Source organism: Sporosarcina sp. Y1011 (genome assembly GCF_057669885.1).
Map to the genome: position 1 here is coordinate 17,876 of NZ_JBYHFP010000008.1, position 17,953 is coordinate 35,828.

Here is a 17,953-nt window from a genome sequence, read left to right on the forward strand (position 1 = left end):
TTATCTTCCTTGCATTTTTTTGATCAGTTCAAAATTATCGAGTGCTTTGCCGGTACCAATAGCAACACAATCGAGCGGATCTTCAGCTATGAAGACTGGCATATTTGTTTCATCAGAGATGACCTTATCTAGATTCTGAAGTAATGCGCCACCGCCTGTTAGAACAATTCCACGTTCCATAACGTCCGAAGATAGTTCAGGAGGTGTCGTTTCAAGTGTCTTCTTCACACCATCAATGATTTGTGAAATTGACTCACGCAAAGCTTCTGCGATTTCATCAGAAGAGATATCAATCGTTTTCGGAAGACCCGTCAGTAGGTCACGTCCGCGTATTTCCATCTTTTGTGTTTCTTCTGTTACTTTTGCAGAGCCGATTTCAATTTTAATAGCTTCCGCAGTACGTTCACCGATTGTAAGATTATATGTTTTGCGAATATAGCTAATTATCGCGCCATCCATAGTGTCGCCACCGACACGAATTGATTCGCTCGTTACGATGCCGCCAAGAGAAATTACAGCGACTTCAGTTGTTCCGCCACCTATATCGACGACCATACTACCAGTAGGTTCCCAAACCGGAAGATTTGCACCGATTGCAGCTGCAAATGGTTCTTCAATTGTGAATGCTTCTTTTGCACCAGCTTGACGTGAAGCGTCTATAACTGCGCGTTGTTCTACGGAAGTAATCCCATAAGGCACACAAATTAGGACATTAGGCTTCTTCCATGCTCCGCCTGCTGTCTTCGTTGCTTCTTTCATATAATGTTCAATCATCGCTGTCGTAATTTCAAAATCAGCGATGACGCCGTCTTTCATAGGACGCGTTGCCACGATAGATCCAGGCGTACGACCGATCATGTTTCTTGCGGCGCTACCGACTGCGACAATTTCACCTGTATGTGTATTTTTCGCTACTACTGAAGGCTCTCTAAGGACAATACCTTTTCCTTTAATGAAAACTAATGTATTTGCTGTGCCGAGGTCAATCCCGACATCTCTTGATCCAAATCCAAACAATTGTGTTCTTCCTTTCTGCTAAACCGTTAATTACGGCATTCATGAAATCATACACCATAGTATAACGGATAGAAGAACAAATTCACAGCGTAACATGTATCCTCATTTGAATATCGTGCCATTCGACCGATAATTTCAGAATATATTCACATATACCCCTTCTCTTTTAAACTTAAAAACTGGTGGTCTCCGATGATGACGTGATCGAGCATTTCTATGCCCATAATGGAGCCTGCCTCTATTAATCTCTTGGTCACTTCGATGTCTTCTGGAGAGGGTGAAGGGTTACCACTTGGATGATTATGCGCCACAATTATCGAGGCAGCAGAACGTTTTACGGCTTCACGAAAAATTTCGCGTGGATGTACTATCGAAGAATTCAAGCTTCCTATGAATATAGTTTGCTTATGAAGCACTTCATTTTTGACGTTTAAAAAAAGCACTACGAAATGCTCTTGGTTGAGCGAAGACATATCAGTCATTAAATAAGCGGCTGCGTCTTCTGGTGAAGTTATTGTGTAGCGTCCCTCTGAATGCTTGCGGTATAGACGCTTACCAATTTCCGCTGCAGCAAGAAGCTGGACGGCCTTTGCTTGGCCGACCCCTTTCACTTGCATCATTTCTTCAATTGTTGCGTATTTCAAGTCTTGGATTTTATCGAATGAGGAGAGGATTCTATTTGCAAGAACCAAGACGGATTCTTGCTTAGTTCCCGTACGGAGTAGAATTGCAATTAGCTCTTGGTTGGATAAACTTTCAGCACCTTGTCTGATTAGACGTTCACGTGGCCTGTCCGCGATGTGTACATCTCGAATCATCATTGTTGGTTCCAAATCAATTGTCACTGGATAGGTCACCATCCTTTAAAGCGATTAAAGCAAACTTCCGCATCGTTTCCGTCAATTTTGAAATGGGTAAACCCATCACATTATAGTAATCGCCTTCAATTTTTTCTACGAGCAATGCTCCAGCGGTTTGGATGCCGTATCCACCAGCCTTGTCCATTGGATCACCTGATTCTACATAAGCATCAATCAATGGATTATCGAGTTCACGAAAAGTAACTTTCGTCTCAACAGCGAACGTCCGGATAGCACCATCAATACATAAACCGACACCCGTGATAACTGTATGCGTTTTACCGGAAAACGCTTTTAAAAATGCTTTCGCCTGCTCTTTACTCTCAGGCTTTGGATAGACCTTTCCTTCATGTACCACGATTGTATCCGCTCCGACAACAATGGAATCGGGTTCATGATCAGCAACTGCCCATGCTTTCTTTGCCGCAAGCTTTTGTGCATATTCCTGAAAGTCATTGTTTTCCAGTTCCAGATCTTCAGAAACATTGCTAGGTATTATTGTGAAAGGAAAGCCAAGTAATCCAAGAATTTCCTTCCTGCGCGGTGATGCTGAAGCTAGAATGACCGGCTTAACAGATTCAAATCTCATCTTTTTTTCCCCCTTTTGTCAATCATACGGGAATTATTGAGATCTGAAAATTTTCTTATAATCCTCTTAACTTAAATTCGGGTTCATTTCGGCCATTAAAACGTAATTTTGACACACTTGTTTGCCTGCGTATATTCAGAAAGAAGGTGGAGTCTCATAATGCGTAAATCATTCGTAAACGTTGTAATAGCGGTTATATTCTTATAAAAATCTTTTGTTTTTGTGTCCTGGTTTCCATCTCCTTGCCCTTCCTCCAATTTTTTAATTTTGGCCATTTCTGTTTGTGTAAGAACTTCGCGTAATTTACCCGCTCCAATGGCACCGCAAGCTGATGTCTCCGCCGTAAAAGCTTTCTTGAACGTGCCTTCAGCTGCATTTGAATCGATTTCATCTTCCGTCAATCCGACCGCCGTCCAGACGAAAAAAGTATCGCTCCCTTTGATAACCACTGCTTTAGAGAGTGCCGGGTCTTCCGCCATAAAGAGGTTCGCGGACTCTGCTGAAGAGAAAGCGCCATGCTGCTTTGCGAATAATTGCAACGGCTTTTCCGAAGGAGACGCGGAATTTTCAACAGGCGGAGGTCCAGATGCAGGCACTTCTTTTTCTACCGCGTTGCTGACATCCTTCCCTTTAGTCCCCATTAGTAGTAAACCAATTACGGCAACAGCTACAACACCTATGAGAACGCCGTGAATCATCGCCATAAAAATTGTCACTTTCGAATAGCGTTTACCGAATTTCATTGCTGACCACCCCGTTTTCATCTAGCGTAAACGACTTGGCGCTTACGCTTTTAATACAACGGTATCAGAATGGACGTGAAAAAGAACAAGACGCTTGTCGCCTTGCTCCAATAAACTTATCGACTTAACTAAACAGACTTCCATACCAAATGACAAAATCGGCTCCCCAGAAATAGGAGATGATTGCCGCAATCGCAATTGAAGGCCCGAATGGAATAGGTGTCTTTCGTCCTTTTCCAGTTATCTTTAAAAGTATAATTCCAACGATAGAACCAATAAGGGCGGCGAGAAATAGCGTTACAAGTGTATTTACCGTACCGAGAACGAGACCAAGAACGAAGAATAACTTGATATCTCCACCACCCATACCCCCTTTCGACACAACCGCGATAAGATAGAGGACTCCGAAGCCCACTAGCGCTCCTAACAAGCTATCCCACCACGGCTCTAAAGGAATGAACAGCCGAGCCCCAAACAATACGACAGCGAATGGCAACAGCACCTTATCGGGGATGAGCATATACGCGATGTCTGATACCGTAATAATGACAAGAAGCGACATGAACAAAATGGCTATAACAAGCTCCGCACTGAAACCGAGCATATAAAATGACAACGCAAATAGAAAACCCGTCACAAATTCCATAAATGGATAGATTGGACTGATTTCCGAACCGCATTTCCTGCACTGCCCTTTCAAGAACAGATAAGAAAAGACCGGGACGAGGTCCAGTAGCCCTAGGTTCCGGTCACAGGTCTTGCAATGGGAAGGCGGTGATATGATAGATTCTTTTTTGGGTACACGTAACCCGACTACGTTAAAGAATGAGCCAAAGACGATGCCGTAGATGAAGAACAGGATTGTGTATAGGATACTCATTCAGGTTCCCCTGCTTCCGTTCCATCATTGAAAGGTGTGGGATCTATTTTTTCACTTGGTGGCGGCGCATTCGTTTTTGGTGCCTCGATTTGTAAATCTATCAAATCGGGACGATAAAAAGCGGAAAACGACACCGTCATTTCAATAAACTCTTTTTCTAGTTCTTCATTGCGAATCTCCTCTGGTACATTGAAGTTAATTATATCTATGATGAAAATACGTTCCATTTTCTCAATCTCATCGACAAATTTTTCTATTCCTATGTATGAGTCCGATTGGAGAACAACTTCAGTTAACAGTTGACTAACGTTTTCAACCAGTTCAGGTGGTTTCTCAATAACGAATTCTCCTTGCGTAAACGTTATCCCTTGTACTGATGTGCCTGACTTTGTTTCTGCTTTGCCGATTTGAAGGACGACAGCATCTTCCAATGGCTTCGTAGGTACTTTACGCTGCAATGGCTGGGAACTGGCGGTATCCGTCCGGCCTGCGGAAGCGGACTGCTTAAGGAGTGCAAATAACACATCTCGTTCATTGGATGTCGTCAACTTTACTTGATCATTGGTTTCTTTCGCAGGTGCATAGACTAAGAAATAGGAATAAGCACAAAGTGATAGGAATAGGATAACGGATAGGACGACCAATGCCATCTCTTTTTGACGTTTGGTCAAATTAGTCATTCGATTCATCCCCTTCATCCATAATCGGCTCTTCATCAAGCCCTTCAGTTGTTTCAGCTGTCCCTTCAGCCACAATGCGATTATCAACGAACTGAACGGAATACGTAGCTAGGTAACGCGGTAGGACTTCTGTTGAGTCAGCAGTTTCTTCATCAGATACCTCATCAATGATCACTGAATCCAGATGGATTTCTGAAACAGTCGGTGACGATTTCAAGCGGGTGTAATAATAAGCACTATCCGGTTTGGTGTCAAACTGGACAGTAACCATCGCCAAATTGGGACCTGTAAAGTCAAACGTTTGAAAAAAACCTCGTTTCGGCAATAAATCGATAAGCTCATGGAGGAGTGGAACGGTATCAAACTGATATTCTTCCGCCCAGCCCACAGTAGTGGCAAGTACTTTTTTCGCATCGCCCGATTCGGATTGTTGAAGTTCAGCACGAATTCCTTCTTGACTCGCTTGAAGCGCAACAAGCTGATTCTCAAGCATTGCACTCTCCTTATCGAGACTATTCGCCACCATCATTACGACAAGCCATACTAAAACAGCTGCACCAAGGATTACCAGGGCTCCGATTAGAAGCTGCGACCGCTCCGTCTCTTTTTCAGGTAACAGATTTATATCGACTAACATGTCTACACCTCTTTCAATGCCAACCCAATGACTTGGTTGAAACGCGCTGGGATTTTCTCACCGTTCGCCAGCTGTAAAGGCTGCTTAACCAATAAATCCGCTTTGATGGCAAGTCGTTCTCTGATCGTGGAGAGTAACTCTTCCATCCGGCTGTACTCACCGTTTACAAGAAGATGTGTGATGGAAGCTGTGCCGTTCCACATATTATAACGGTAAAAATTGATAAGTTTTTCAAGTTCCATCACGATGGTTGTCGGTGTGACAAGGCTCGTATCAACAGTAAGTCCTCTTTCAACAGACAAATCCGTTGAGTTTTCCAAATCGACAGGTCGCATGAAAAGTGGGTAATGCTCATGGAAAATTGAAACAATCAATTTACCGTTTTTTAAATCAGCCATCAAAATATGCTCTTTTCCCGAGAACGCGTGCTGTCTGTAGGCAAGCCGATACAAAGCAAGAGGTGTAATATCGGCTTTCACGGGATCAAGTTTCACTTCTTTTAAGACGGCTTCATAGCGTTCTAAAACGGCTTCTTTTGACGCAATGAGTATCGCTTCGTTCGTTTCGGTGTTCGGTATGTATGGAACAACGTCAAAGACAGGATCATCGAACGGCAGATAAAGCGTAGAACCAATTTCAATGAAGAAATAGCCTTTCAGCTCATCAGTCATGACTTCCATGGGGTAAGGAACTTTGCGGATAATAACATATTGATCCGGGGCAAGGAATTGGACGGATCGTTTGGAGATTCCCCACTGTCCGACAGCCCCATCCAAAATCGTCGCAAGTGTTTCCGAATCGACAATTTTCCCCTCGACAACGACATTCGGAGGAAGCAAAACTTCCTCCGCAATGTCAATGACGAGCGGTTCAATGGATTTCAACCGGACAAACCGGACTGCATCTTCTTCAATTGTCATGGACTCGGTGCGCTTGCGGCGGGTGAATATGGACATGGGCATTGGAACAGCTCCTATTCTTATTGAAACGATAAAAATAAAATTAAAACTTTATTAGAGCCCGGTTGTGAGTGCTGAAGTATACGCCGTTTTCCCATCTTCACTTAATTCCTTGTTTGTTTTCCCCGTTATTGTTACTGTATTCTTTCCTGCCTTACCAGTAGTCGTAATCGTGATCTTTCCTTCAGCATCGATTCCGATATTGCCACCTAAAAGAGATCCAGCATCCTTAAGGAAACCAGAGTCCTCAAGATTTTTTTTCGTTTCTTCACTCTTGATAAAAACAGTTGTTACCCCATTGTTTTCAGTGAAGTATAAATTAGCTGCAGCTAAAGCATTTTGTGCATCCGCAACTACTGCTTTCTCACGTGTATTCTGAATGATATTCCCAATCGACGGAATCGCAATCGCCGCAATAATCCCCAAAATAACAATAACCGCCAATAGCTCGACAAGCGTCAACCCTTTTTCGTTATACAATCGTTTCTGCAAAAACTTCTTCATGTGTAATTCCTCCCTTTGCATCATCTCGTTCACTTCGCCTTAATTATACCTTATTTAACACAATATGAAACTAGTAAATCACAATAACACTATGTCTTTTTTACCAATTCACCAAATTAACCCCTACATTCCATCTACATTATTAAACATCTCAAACATTGGCATCATAATTGCAAGGACTATAGTCCCGACTAATCCAGCTAATAAAACAATCATCAATGGTTCAATCAACGCTTTCAATCGATCCGTCGCAGCTTCCACTTCTTTCTCATAGAAATCCGCCACTTTCGACAACATCGCATCCAACGAGCCCGTTTGCTCCCCAATCGCAATCATATGAGGAATTAATGGTGGAAATGCCCAGTGCCCGTTCATCGGTTCTGTTAACGACCCGCCCCGCTCTAGGGACTCCCGAGATTTCGCAATCACCCTCGAAATGACTTCATTTTCAACAATCTTTTCTGTCATAGACATCGCCTGTAAAATCGGAACGGAGCTTGCAAATAACGAACTCAACGTCCGTGTCATTGTTGCAAGGACGGATTTTTTCATGATGTCACCGAAAATCGGTAGCCTTAATAGAAATGTGTCCAGTATCAATTTGCCTTCTTTATTGTTCTTCATCATCCAAATGCCACCCACGACAATCACCGCGAATAAAACGAGCAAGTACCAGAACGAGGTCACAAATGTACTTGCATTCATAACGAACCGTGTTATCCACGGTAATTCGCCTCCGAAACTAGCAAACATGTCCACAAACATAGGAACGATTGTCGTTAGTAAAAAGATAACAACTCCGATTGCCAACACCGCTACGATGAGTGGATAAGACATGGCGGAGACAACTTTTTGCCTCAACTGGTGTGATTTCTCATAATGGTCAGCAAGACGGTCAAGTGAATCATCGATTGTCCCCGACATCTCTCCTGCCCGCACCATATTAACGACGATTGGCTCAAATGCTTTTGGATGTTTTAAAAACGCTGCCGATAAGGATCCGCCTCCACGTAAATCATCATTCACCGAAACGAGAATCTTTTGGAATGGTTTTGAATCTACTTGTAATGCAAGAATTCTTATTGCATCTATAATTGTTACGCCCGCCCGAAGAAGCGTTGAAAATTGGCGAAGGAACATAATCAAATGCTCCCGTTTAACCGGTTTTCCAATGACAATGTCTTTTGTCAGTGCCGTTTCCGCTTGGACAGTAATGTTGGTTACTCGAATCCCCTGGCTTTTCAACTTAATTGCAGCTTCACGTTTGTCCGCTGCAACAATTACACCCGAACGAATTGATTTGGCATCGCGTCCTTCATACTTAAAACGGGCCATTGTTACTCATCACCTTCCAGGTATGGCACGGCGGTATCATAAGAAATGATCTCTTTGTCAAGAAACGTACGGACAGAAGATGCCATCATATGCATACCCGCCGCGCGGTTCGTTTGAATGATGGATGGAATCTGATGGACCTTCTCAGTACGAATCAGGTTGGCGATCGCCGGATTATTGATCATCACTTCCGTTGCTGCCCTTCTCCCTTTTCGGTCAGCAGTCTGGAGTAAGCGCTGTGAAATGACAGCTGTAAGCACACCAGCGAGCTGCACGCGTATTTGAGACTGTTGTCCATGTGGAAATACGTCAATAATACGGTCGATTGTAGATGCCGCACTCCATGTATGCAGCGTCGCAAGAACCAAATGACCCGTTTCTGCAGCAGTTATTGCTGTAGAAATGGTTTCCAGGTCACGCATCTCTCCAACCAGAATGACATCCGGATCTTGTCGCAATGCCGCTCTGACACCTGAAGTAAATGATTGCGTATCGAAGCCGACTTCTCGCTGATCAATGATCGACGTCCCGTGCGAATGCATATACTCAATTGGATCTTCCAGTGTAATGATGTGTTTTCGCATCGTTTCATTCATATATTTAATCATTGCCGCGAGCGTCGTCGATTTACCTGATCCCGTAGGCCCTGTCACTAGAATTAATCCCTGATGAGTCTCTGCCAACTTCTTCAATGTATCAGGCAATTGCAAGTCATCAATTGTAGGTATTTTCGTAGGTATCGTCCGGAACGCGAGCGATACGGAACCGCGCTGCTGAAATGCATTGACACGAAATCGAGCCACTTCCGGTACTTCATACGAATAATCGATTTGACCTTGTTCCATAAAATCCGCATACATCTTATGTGGAATCGTCAATTGTGCAACCGTTTCAGTAAAATGATTATCAATCATCAAATCGCCGTACCGCTTTAAATCACCATGAACCCTGAATACTGGTGGCACGCCGACTGTAAGATGGACATCAGATGCATTAAAACCAAACGCGATCTTCAACAGCTCATCTATCTTTTTTTTCATTAACAGGGCCCCCTATTCAATCAACGCGACACGCAACACTTCTTCTGTCGTCGTAATCCCTTGTTTTACCTTCAACAAACCATCATCCAATAAAAACACTGTCTTATTCCGGGTTGCAATTTCTCGCAATCTCGCCGAGGAACCGCCATTATTGATTATATCCCGCATCTCATCGTCCAATACAAGTACTTCATGAATCGCAATTCGCCCACGATACCCAGTCATATTACAGACTCCGCAGCCCGCACCCCTCATCACTTTTTCTATTCCAAGTCCACGCTTCGCAAAAATTTCTACTTCACGACTTGTCGCTTCCATTTCTTTTCCGCAGTCTCGGCACACACGGCGAATCAGTCGTTGGGCAATCACCGCATTCAGCGATGAAGTCACAAGAAACGGTTCAACGCCCATATCTAGCATTCTTGTAATTGTAGCAATTGAATCATTCGTATGAATGGTACTGAGCACTAAGTGTCCAGTTAACGAAGCACGAATCGCTATTTCAACCGTTTCTCGGTCACGAATTTCCCCAACCATAACGATATCTGGATCTTGCCTTAATATCGATCTAAGTCCAGCGGCGAATGTTAATCCGACGTTCGGGTTTACTTGTATCTGGTTTACCCCTTCAAGCTGATACTCGACTGGATCTTCAACCGTAATGATATTCACTTCTTCTGTGTTCAATTTATTGAGCGCCGCATAGAGTGTCGATGATTTACCCGATCCGGTTGGTCCTGATATAAGAACGATGCCACTCGGTTTTTCAATTTGTTTCAGAAAGCGTTCTAGATTCAGTCGATTGAAGCCAAGTTTCGTCAAATCGTTTAACGAACTGCTGAGATCGAGGATACGCATAACGATTTTCTCACCATAAATCGTCGGTAACGTCGAAACCCGAAGATCGATCGGACGGAAATCCACATTCGTCTTAATGCGGCCATCTTGTGGTATCCGATGCTCCGTTATATCGAGATTCGCCATGATTTTAATACGCGCACTAACCATTGCCTGCATATGCTTCGGTAAAAAACGTTCTGATTTCAACATGCCATCTACTCGGAAACGGATTGCAACCTGATGTTCCTGTGGGTCGAAATGGATATCACTTGCCTTTTGAGTAATAGCTGACGACATTAGCTGATTTACAAGCCTAACAATCGGCGAATCCAAATCCGTCAATTCATCTTGCTGTTCTCTTTGCTCGGGCGTCTGTTCCATGAAAAGCTCATCAAAAGACTCTTCATCATAATACTTGGAAATTGTACGCATAATATCATCTTTTGAAGCAATCGCCGTTTCAATATAAAAACCCGTGGACAATCGCAAATCATCTAACGTAATGTAATCCATTGGATCAGACATCGCCACAAAAAGCTTATCTTCTTCCGCTTTCAATGGGACAATTAAATTTCGTTTCGCAAAATCTTTCGGAACGACATTAAATAGTTTTGGATCAAACGGATACCTATATAGATTAACGTGCGGAATTCCAAGCTGAAACTCCAATACTTCAATAAGTTGCTGCTCGGTAATAAAACCATGTTGCAGCAACGCATCCCCCAGTTTCTGATCGCCGGGTTTTTCATCCAATGTCGTTTGCAGTTGTTGATCTGTAATTAGACCAGACTCGACAAGCAAGTCACCAAGTCTTTTGCGCGCAGTTGTCATGCTGTCCCCCCCATTCGTACGAACGCTTATTTAATGATATTTCCACCTTTATCATACTGAACGTCAGTATCCGTTTGACTATCACTCTCGTCCTGTTCTTGCTTCGATTCTAGATGGGACGGAGATTTTGATTGTTCCTCGGAATCTTGCGTAGTAGAAGGAGTAGATGGGACAAGATTCCCTTGCGAATCAACTGTTCCACCATTAGTAGTTCCATCCTCTGAATCTTGGTTGCCAGTTCCCGAAGACTGTGTTGTCTCTTTTATTAATGTATGGATTTCAATTTTAGGCAGCGGCGCATAAAAGTCAGATGTAATTTCCTCATCCACGAGTACTACTCCTTCATATGAAATGGTTCGATGGACGTTCACTTCCATCCCTTTTTGACCTTCATCCGCTATTCGGATTGCCCCGCTCGGTACAAAAGCACTGTACTGCTTAACTGTTTTCGGCTCATACGATTCACTATTTCCAATATACGGCTGATAAGAATAACTGAAAGGCATGCCTGTAATGGATGAATGAATCGTGTCGCTAGCGGATGTAATCGCAAGGGTAAAAGTTGTTTTATTTGGATTCGTGAATATAAAATTCAAACCAAGTTGCTTGTTAATGGCTGCTTCGAAACCCGGGTCTGTAGATGACGGAAATATTGTACTGATATTCCGTTCATCTACTACAAAATTCGTTTGTAAAATCGTCATATAAAGTGCAGTTGCTAGTGTAGATAATTCCTCATCCGAAACGGGTCCTGTTTCATTCGTTTGAATAAAATCGAGTAAAGAAAAGGTAGAAAAAGGTGCGATTTCTATGCCGTTCAGTGCAGCCATTAGATTTCTGAAAGAAGTCGATTGCTCTAAAGCAGACATAGAAGCTGTTGCTACTTCAGTTTCCGTAAAATCGGAGTAATCCGTAATATGAACAGTCAGCGGCATAATGCCTGTCCCAAGTTCTCGTTCAATACCTGTTGCGATTGACTGTATACTATCATCCGTAAAGTTAATAGCTGTAAATTGTTGTCTAAGCACCGTCTCTAATCCTTCAACCGATACGGTCGCAATAATCGGGTTCTCTTTACCAGAACTCGATTGTTGAATCGTTTTTTCTATATCAAATACAACCACTTCTTGTGGCAGTTCTATAGTGACATCCTGATAAGTCAAATTGACCGCAAATTCTTCCTGAAGTGCAGCATAATCGGCTAACAGCTCTTCTCTGACAGCCTTTTCTTTTTGTCTCGAAACATCGAAAGGTCCAATATAGGTTTGATCACCAAAGTTTTTTGAAGAGGTATTGGTAATTGCGAGCGCACCAATAGAAGAAAATCCATAAAAAATGAGCGTCGCTGCTATGACTACGATAAACGTATTTAAAAACCCTTTATTCCCCACCTGAACCCTACTTTCTATCGTGAATTTCACTATTCCAAGTCTCACTCTCTGCCCGGTTCATTGTCACCCATCGGCTTAAATCATCCTCAATTGGTTGAATGGTAAATACATCTTCCTCGTCCAATGATGCAGCCGTTTCATTATCCCCACCGCCTCTGTACGATTCTACAGGTACGGGTAATTTATCTTTTACTGATTGTCGTTTTAATTTAACTACTCCATCCTGCTTAGATCGCTTGTCCAACAAAACGGATAGTGCAAACGCAAGTCCAAACATTGCAAGCAACGCATAAAGCGGATTGAATGTCTCTTGCATGATGAGCCCTATTAAGGATATTAATAATCCAGCAAAAGTGCTAGGAATGATCCAATTGCCAAGACTTTTCCGCCGAACGATATAAATTAATACAGGAAAGACAATTAGTGCACCTATAAGTAGAATGATATACTTTACCATTAGTTCTCTCCTAACTCATTACTAATTCAAGTCTCTTTTAAAATTTGAAGAAGGTTGATGTACACTTCAGGCGGACGCTTTCCGCCTGGGAAGCGTCAACTTCTTTCTCTTCCTGGCCGTTCCCTCTGGAGACGCCTCCATCCGTTATAATTAACTGAACAAACGAATGATAGATTAAGAAATTTCGTTAATATTAGGGTCTTCCTTTAAATAAGCAATTATGAAATTGATTCAGTTGATTAAAAAATCCGACTATTTTTATATTTAATGATTCTTATACTACTATTATCATAGACTCGACATGATTTGTCACGGAAAAATTATACAGACAGGAAAAAAGTCCGTTAAAATAAAAGAAGAAGCATTTTTGCTTCTTCTCTCTGATAATTATCGCATTTAGTATTCTATGATGTAGATCTATTCCCTACCGTAAACCCCAACTTTATTCCTACCAGCCTGCTTGCCTCCAATATAAAGTGCTCGATCCGCATGGCGCAGAAGCTCTTTTGCATCCCCCGAATCTTCCGGTACACAGGCAACGCCAATGCTGACTGTCATTTGCACATCAATTGGTTCACGTTTTTCCGACAAATCAGGAATGATCCGAAACACGGACAGCTCCACTTCGTTTCGAATCCTTTCTGCAAGCTCAATTGTCTCATTTTTACTGAAATTCGGAAGTGCAAAAACGAATTCTTCACCGCCGAAACGCGCTAGGGTAACCCCTTCGGTTACATAGGAGCTAAGCAAATCCGCAAGCGCAATAAGCAGATCATTCCCACACTGATGACCATATGTATCATTGATAGATTTAAAATGATCGATATCCAACATGATCAAGGACAATGTACTACTTTCCCCAATGTGGAAACGTATCATCTCTTCGTCCAACTTTTCTTCCAGGTAGCGGTAGTTATACAATTTGGTTAATCCGCATCGTTCGCTTTGCTCGATTGTTTTCTCATAATAACGTGCTTTGACTAACGAGATTGCAAAATAACCCGTTAACACATCAATAATTTTCATTTCAAGTGCTTGGAACATATTTTTCTTTTTTGACGTTAAGATCAGAAATCCTTCCGTCTTCATTTGACGTTTAATTGGAGCAGTCATAACACTTTCCACATCTTTGGAAAACTTGAAGTTTTTAAGTACCATTGCTTCTTTTTTATTGGAGTATATTTTTGGATTATCCATTTCCAATCCATCATCACTTGATTTTTCAGATGTAAATTCAAGTTCATAAACGTTTTTTGAAATGAGGCCGTCTTCAGAACCCATCAGTGTAATTAGCTGTTTTCCTGCTCTTAAGTCAATGACATATGCACTTTCATACGGAACAATATCTTTCAGTTTGCTGATGAACGTCCTGATCACATCTTGGAAACCAAGTTGTTGGGCTAGTTCGTGACCGATGATACTTGCTGAAGAAAGTTTATCATTCAAGTTATCGGATTGGTTGTACTTTTTCGCTATAAATAAAACGAGAATAAAAGGGACGCCAATCAGGAGAACAGCTTTATTTCCAAAATGGTCACTTAAAAAGTATAGTCCAATACTAAAAGGGAGTACCAGCATTGTTGAAACAAAATCCCATGCAATATACTTTTCTATAATTGAAAACGTTCCGGTTTCAAAAGCTAAATACACTTGCATAATTATGCTATTCAAAACAGAATAACTCACAGCATATAAAAGCCCCAAGAAACAAATAATCATGAAATCCAGCGAACCAATTACGCCTCCCGCATAATGAAAAATCGTTGCACTTAGTAATGAAACAGGTGTAAAGATCAACGAATTCACGAGAAATCGATAAATAGGAGGTAAATCTGACTTTCTAGTAAATAGTAGTAGAAACATCGCGATTTGTGTAAATAATAATTCCGCAAATACACCGTATTGAAAAAAAACAGTGAATGTAATCCACCGCTCCAATGAAACTGACATTTTATTTAACTTCAAAGGTACCATCATCGTTATTACTAATAGTGCGAATAATATCAACAGATTCAACCAGTTGACTTCATTTGAATTATAAAAATTGCGCGCCAGGAAAAAGCCTAATGGAACAACGATTAACCAAAGAATAAATATTATAGAATATTGCTTTTTTGTTATCGTCATTCTACTTAATCCTCCTCAATCTACTCATTTGACATATTCCGCAACCCGATTACGACCTGCATGCTTCGCTCCCAAATATAGTGCACGGTCAGCATTTCGCAACAGCGTCATTGCGTCGTCTGTATCTACTGGGGCAGAAGAAACACCGATACTGGACGTGATATTCACTTTCATTGGGTTCTTATCTTCGGCTAAGTCCTGGATAATCGTAAATCCATAACCACCAATTGCAGTACGTAGATTTTCTGCGAATTCGACCGCTTCTGCTTTCTTCATGCCAGGTAAAATGAAAACGAATTCCTCTCCCCCGTAGCGTCCTACAGTCCCACCTGCGGGTAGCGAGTCCTCTAGTTTTCTGGCTAACATCGTTAGAATATCATTACCGCTCTGATGTCCATACGTATCATTCACTTTTTTAAAGTGATCGATATCGAGCATAACTACTGAAAGGTCATCTATTTCCTTATCATTTAACCTGTCCATTTCATAGCCTAACCTGTCTTCTAAATACTTATAGTTATAAAGTTTGGTGAGCGCACAGCGTTCACTCTTTGAGAGCGCTTCCTGCAAATACCGTACTTTCTCCACTGAAACAGTAAAATAAGAACAGAGTAAGTCGAGAATGTTTAGTTGATATTCATTAAATGAAGATTTTTTCTCTGAAGATAATAGTAATACCGCTTCAATTACCTGATTCCGCGAAATAGGGACACATAGAACACTTTGCATATCATCAGGAACATAGTCTTTCGAAATGGTTTCCCATTCCTTCCGCCGCGAATAGATAACAGCTTTGTTATGCTGGAGAACCGACCCAGCAATCCCTTGTCCCGAAGATAATAGTGCAAAATCAATCGTTACAAACTTATTATTTTCGTAGGAACGGATCAGTTCAAGCCAACCTTCTTTATTATCAAAAAGATACACCTGATCCGCATCGAACATGTCTGAAACTTTCCTAACGAACTGATCAATGACATCTTTTTCAGTTACTAAGTCTGATAATCCGTGACCGATATCCCCCACTTGTTGTAAATTGATGTTGACTTTTTCCGAATTATTATAAAGACGAATCACGAGCGTTATAAAGAAAAAGGGTACTGCCAGTAAGACGAATGCACCCATTCCGACTAACTGCAATAAATAATATAACGTAAGCGACAATGGAAGTATGACCAGAATTAAAGCGTAATCGAACCATACATCTTTTGAAAAGAACGGTGAATTAATTCTTTTAAATGTCGCATATATTTTAAGCAAGATATCATTAACGATTGTGTGTACTAATTGATAGACGAAGACAGCCAAAATAATTGGCCAAAACTCAACAGAACCTATCTTCCCACCAAAGAAGTAAAACACCGAGGATGCAATGATCGATAAAATAAAAAAGAGTATCGAATTAAAATAAAATCGTTGCATCAAAGGCAATTTACTAGGTAATGTGAGGATAATTGCTACGATTGAAATTTGCATAAGGATTATTTCAACAAAGAGTCCGTACATTAAGAACGCGGGCACTGTCACCCACATTACTAGGAATACAGGGGTACCATTTCTCAAAATCGGATAATATACTGTGAAAAATCCTAGTACAGTGAACGTTGCTACAATTGACCAATCTACCTTGTTTGGCGGGTAATTCCATAAAATATAGACCAAGCCCGGTGGAACGATAACTAACCAAAGAATGAAATAACGTATGATGGAACTATTAATAGCCTTCATTACAGTACCCACCCCTACAGTTAATTAGTTAGAAAAAGAAAGAATCAATTGAAATTTTAACATTTTTTTCATATTTGTCACTACCGTCCAAGTTGGATGCAATGTCAAATCCAAAAACTAGTTCATAAGGCTCGTTATCAAATAAAGCGACCCTGTGACTATTAGCTTCTCACTATTTCTCGATAATGGTATTATAGTATCACTATCGCTATTTGTCACCTTTTTAACTTTGTGATGGCAATATTCCATTAACTCTTCACCGGTTGCCGCCTGCGGATGTGGGAAAGTCAGGAATGTGAAAGAGGCTGCCACAGGAATTAGCTCATCAAGCGTTTTCTCGATATCTTTGCCTTTTAGCATTCCGATGACAAAATCTACTTTTTCTCCCGGAAATTCAGAGCGAATCGTATCCGCTAGAACTTTTGCGGCAGCCGGGTTATGCGCACCATCCATGAATACACCAGGCGCGACTTCTTGAAACCGGTATGCAAGTTGGGCTGTAGCAACCGCTCTAGACACCAATCTCTCCGTAAGTGAAATACCCGCAACCAACAGTGATTCAATCGCAACTGCCGCATTGACGCCTTGATGTGCCCCTTTCATCTTTCGTTCAGCCATTTGAAATCTATTGATCCCACTAAATTTATCTTGATCCATCGCAAACTGTTTTCCATAATAGAATGAAAGACTTCCTACCTTTTTAGAGATATCTTGTACTACACTTAGCGCCTCATCAGGCAAAGGTCCTACTACAACTGGGACACCTTCTTTAATAATGCCACCTTTATGGCTTGCTACTTCCGCAAGTGTCGCCCCTAGAAATGCAGTATGATCGAGCGCAATAGATGTAATGACAGAAACACGTGGTGTCACAACATTCGTACTGTCTAGTAAGCCCCCCATCCCCGTTTCTAGCAGAATATAATCAGGTGATAATCGACTAAATGTGACAAATGCAGCGACAGTAAGTAATTCAAAGTCAGTTAAAAGTCCGCTTAATCCAGCCTTTTTCATTGCGCGAAATGATATATCCAGTTCTTCTTCAGAAATCGATTTACCATTCATTCGTATTTGATCATGTAGATCGATAATCGCAGGCGATGAAAACACACCTGTCGACAAACCATGTTCCCTTAATATTGCTTCCATAAAAGCAATCGTCGAGCCCTTGCCATTCGTACCCGCTACATGAATGATTTGTAATTGTTTTTCTGGATTACCCATTTTTGCAAGCGCATCTTGCATCGCCATTAAACCAGGTTTGATAGAATCTTCGCTGTCAATTGCCCATCGATTTTTATATACATTCATCTTTGGAATCAAAACTATCCCTCC

General features: G+C 41.6%; 17 protein-coding genes. All 17 read right to left on the reverse strand.

All coding sequences use genetic code 11. The features are described 5' to 3' along the window. Entirely contained in the window at positions 1-1,017 is a 1,017-nt protein-coding gene (locus tag AC25Y5_RS11190) for a rod shape-determining protein (RefSeq protein ID WP_488140360.1), read from the reverse strand. 146 nt (positions 1,018-1,163) lie between these two features. Then, a complete protein-coding gene (gene radC, locus AC25Y5_RS11195) occupies positions 1,164-1,835 on the reverse strand; it encodes a RadC family protein (RefSeq protein ID WP_488140428.1) in 672 nt (223 codons plus the stop codon). 16 nt (positions 1,836-1,851) lie between these two features. After that, positions 1,852-2,466: a Maf family protein gene (locus AC25Y5_RS11200; RefSeq protein WP_488140361.1), complete on the reverse strand. Its 615-nt coding sequence runs from the start codon at positions 2,464-2,466 to the stop codon at positions 1,852-1,854. Between the two features lie 95 nt (positions 2,467-2,561). Continuing rightward, the gene (locus AC25Y5_RS11205) at positions 2,562-3,209 is read right to left on the reverse strand and encodes a hypothetical protein (RefSeq protein WP_488140362.1); all 648 of its coding nucleotides are present in this window, start codon (positions 3,207-3,209) and stop codon (positions 2,562-2,564) included. A gap of 124 nt (positions 3,210-3,333) precedes the next feature. After that, complete coding sequence (locus AC25Y5_RS11210; RefSeq protein WP_488140363.1) at positions 3,334-4,089, reverse strand: prepilin peptidase; 756 nt, start codon at positions 4,087-4,089, stop codon at positions 3,334-3,336. Further along, positions 4,086-4,769, reverse strand: coding sequence for a hypothetical protein (locus AC25Y5_RS11215; RefSeq protein ID WP_488140364.1), 684 nt, complete (start codon positions 4,767-4,769; stop codon positions 4,086-4,088). Before AC25Y5_RS11215 ends, AC25Y5_RS11210 begins: the two co-directional genes overlap by 4 nt. Next, positions 4,762-5,406 (reverse strand): PilN domain-containing protein, encoded by a 645-nt coding sequence (locus tag AC25Y5_RS11220; RefSeq protein WP_488140365.1) that lies wholly within the window; start codon positions 5,404-5,406, stop codon positions 4,762-4,764. The genes AC25Y5_RS11215 and AC25Y5_RS11220 overlap by 8 nt, the downstream gene beginning before the upstream one ends. A 2-nt stretch (positions 5,407-5,408) precedes the next feature. Next, positions 5,409-6,368, reverse strand: coding sequence for a type IV pilus biogenesis protein PilM (gene pilM, locus AC25Y5_RS11225; protein WP_488140366.1), 960 nt, complete (start codon positions 6,366-6,368; stop codon positions 5,409-5,411). Between the two features lie 51 nt (positions 6,369-6,419). Then, positions 6,420-6,869, reverse strand: coding sequence for a prepilin-type N-terminal cleavage/methylation domain-containing protein (locus AC25Y5_RS11230; RefSeq protein WP_488140367.1), 450 nt, complete (start codon positions 6,867-6,869; stop codon positions 6,420-6,422). A gap of 123 nt (positions 6,870-6,992) precedes the next feature. After that, on the reverse strand, positions 6,993-8,204 hold the full coding sequence (locus AC25Y5_RS11235) for a type II secretion system F family protein (protein WP_488140368.1): 1,212 nt from the start codon (positions 8,202-8,204) through the stop codon (positions 6,993-6,995). A gap of 2 nt (positions 8,205-8,206) precedes the next feature. Next, positions 8,207-9,244 (reverse strand): type IV pilus twitching motility protein PilT, encoded by a 1,038-nt coding sequence (locus AC25Y5_RS11240; RefSeq protein ID WP_488140369.1) that lies wholly within the window; start codon positions 9,242-9,244, stop codon positions 8,207-8,209. Between the two features lie 12 nt (positions 9,245-9,256). Next, positions 9,257-10,915, reverse strand: coding sequence for a GspE/PulE family protein (locus AC25Y5_RS11245; protein ID WP_488140370.1), 1,659 nt, complete (start codon positions 10,913-10,915; stop codon positions 9,257-9,259). Between the two features lie 26 nt (positions 10,916-10,941). Further along, positions 10,942-12,306: a VanW family protein gene (locus AC25Y5_RS11250; RefSeq protein ID WP_488140371.1), complete on the reverse strand. Its 1,365-nt coding sequence runs from the start codon at positions 12,304-12,306 to the stop codon at positions 10,942-10,944. A gap of 7 nt (positions 12,307-12,313) precedes the next feature. Further along, positions 12,314-12,763 carry a hypothetical protein gene (locus AC25Y5_RS11255; protein ID WP_488140372.1) on the reverse strand — a complete coding sequence of 150 codons (450 nt, stop codon included), beginning with the start codon at positions 12,761-12,763 and terminating at the stop codon, positions 12,314-12,316. A 417-nt stretch (positions 12,764-13,180) separates the two neighbouring features. Continuing rightward, on the reverse strand, positions 13,181-14,890 hold the full coding sequence (locus AC25Y5_RS11260; protein ID WP_488140373.1) for a sensor domain-containing diguanylate cyclase: 1,710 nt from the start codon (positions 14,888-14,890) through the stop codon (positions 13,181-13,183). Between the two features lie 24 nt (positions 14,891-14,914). Beyond that, positions 14,915-16,618, reverse strand: coding sequence for a sensor domain-containing diguanylate cyclase (locus AC25Y5_RS11265; protein WP_488140374.1), 1,704 nt, complete (start codon positions 16,616-16,618; stop codon positions 14,915-14,917). A gap of 117 nt (positions 16,619-16,735) precedes the next feature. Further along, the gene (locus AC25Y5_RS11270) at positions 16,736-17,941 is read right to left on the reverse strand and encodes a bifunctional folylpolyglutamate synthase/dihydrofolate synthase (protein ID WP_488140375.1); all 1,206 of its coding nucleotides are present in this window, start codon (positions 17,939-17,941) and stop codon (positions 16,736-16,738) included. Positions 17,942-17,953 lie beyond the last annotated feature (12 nt).

Coding starts and splice junctions, on each gene's coding strand:
- AC25Y5_RS11220 (WP_488140365.1), bottom strand. CDS start 5,406: ATGTTAGTCGATATAAATCTGTTACCTGAAAAAGAGACGGAGCGGTCG.
- radC (WP_488140428.1), bottom strand. CDS start 1,835: ATGATTCGAGATGTACACATCGCGGACAGGCCACGTGAACGTCTAATC.
- AC25Y5_RS11265 (WP_488140374.1), bottom strand. CDS start 16,618: ATGAAGGCTATTAATAGTTCCATCATACGTTATTTCATTCTTTGGTTA.
- AC25Y5_RS11235 (WP_488140368.1), bottom strand. CDS start 8,204: ATGGCCCGTTTTAAGTATGAAGGACGCGATGCCAAATCAATTCGTTCG.
- AC25Y5_RS11200 (WP_488140361.1), bottom strand. CDS start 2,466: ATGAGATTTGAATCTGTTAAGCCGGTCATTCTAGCTTCAGCATCACCG.
- AC25Y5_RS11230 (WP_488140367.1), bottom strand. CDS start 6,869: ATGAAGAAGTTTTTGCAGAAACGATTGTATAACGAAAAAGGGTTGACG.
- pilM (WP_488140366.1), bottom strand. CDS start 6,368: ATGCCCATGTCCATATTCACCCGCCGCAAGCGCACCGAGTCCATGACA.
- AC25Y5_RS11210 (WP_488140363.1), bottom strand. CDS start 4,089: ATGAGTATCCTATACACAATCCTGTTCTTCATCTACGGCATCGTCTTT.
- AC25Y5_RS11260 (WP_488140373.1), bottom strand. CDS start 14,890: ATGACGATAACAAAAAAGCAATATTCTATAATATTTATTCTTTGGTTA.
- AC25Y5_RS11255 (WP_488140372.1), bottom strand. CDS start 12,763: ATGGTAAAGTATATCATTCTACTTATAGGTGCACTAATTGTCTTTCCT.
- AC25Y5_RS11240 (WP_488140369.1), bottom strand. CDS start 9,244: ATGAAAAAAAAGATAGATGAGCTGTTGAAGATCGCGTTTGGTTTTAAT.
- AC25Y5_RS11245 (WP_488140370.1), bottom strand. CDS start 10,915: ATGACAACTGCGCGCAAAAGACTTGGTGACTTGCTTGTCGAGTCTGGT.
- AC25Y5_RS11215 (WP_488140364.1), bottom strand. CDS start 4,769: ATGACTAATTTGACCAAACGTCAAAAAGAGATGGCATTGGTCGTCCTA.
- AC25Y5_RS11205 (WP_488140362.1), bottom strand. CDS start 3,209: ATGAAATTCGGTAAACGCTATTCGAAAGTGACAATTTTTATGGCGATG.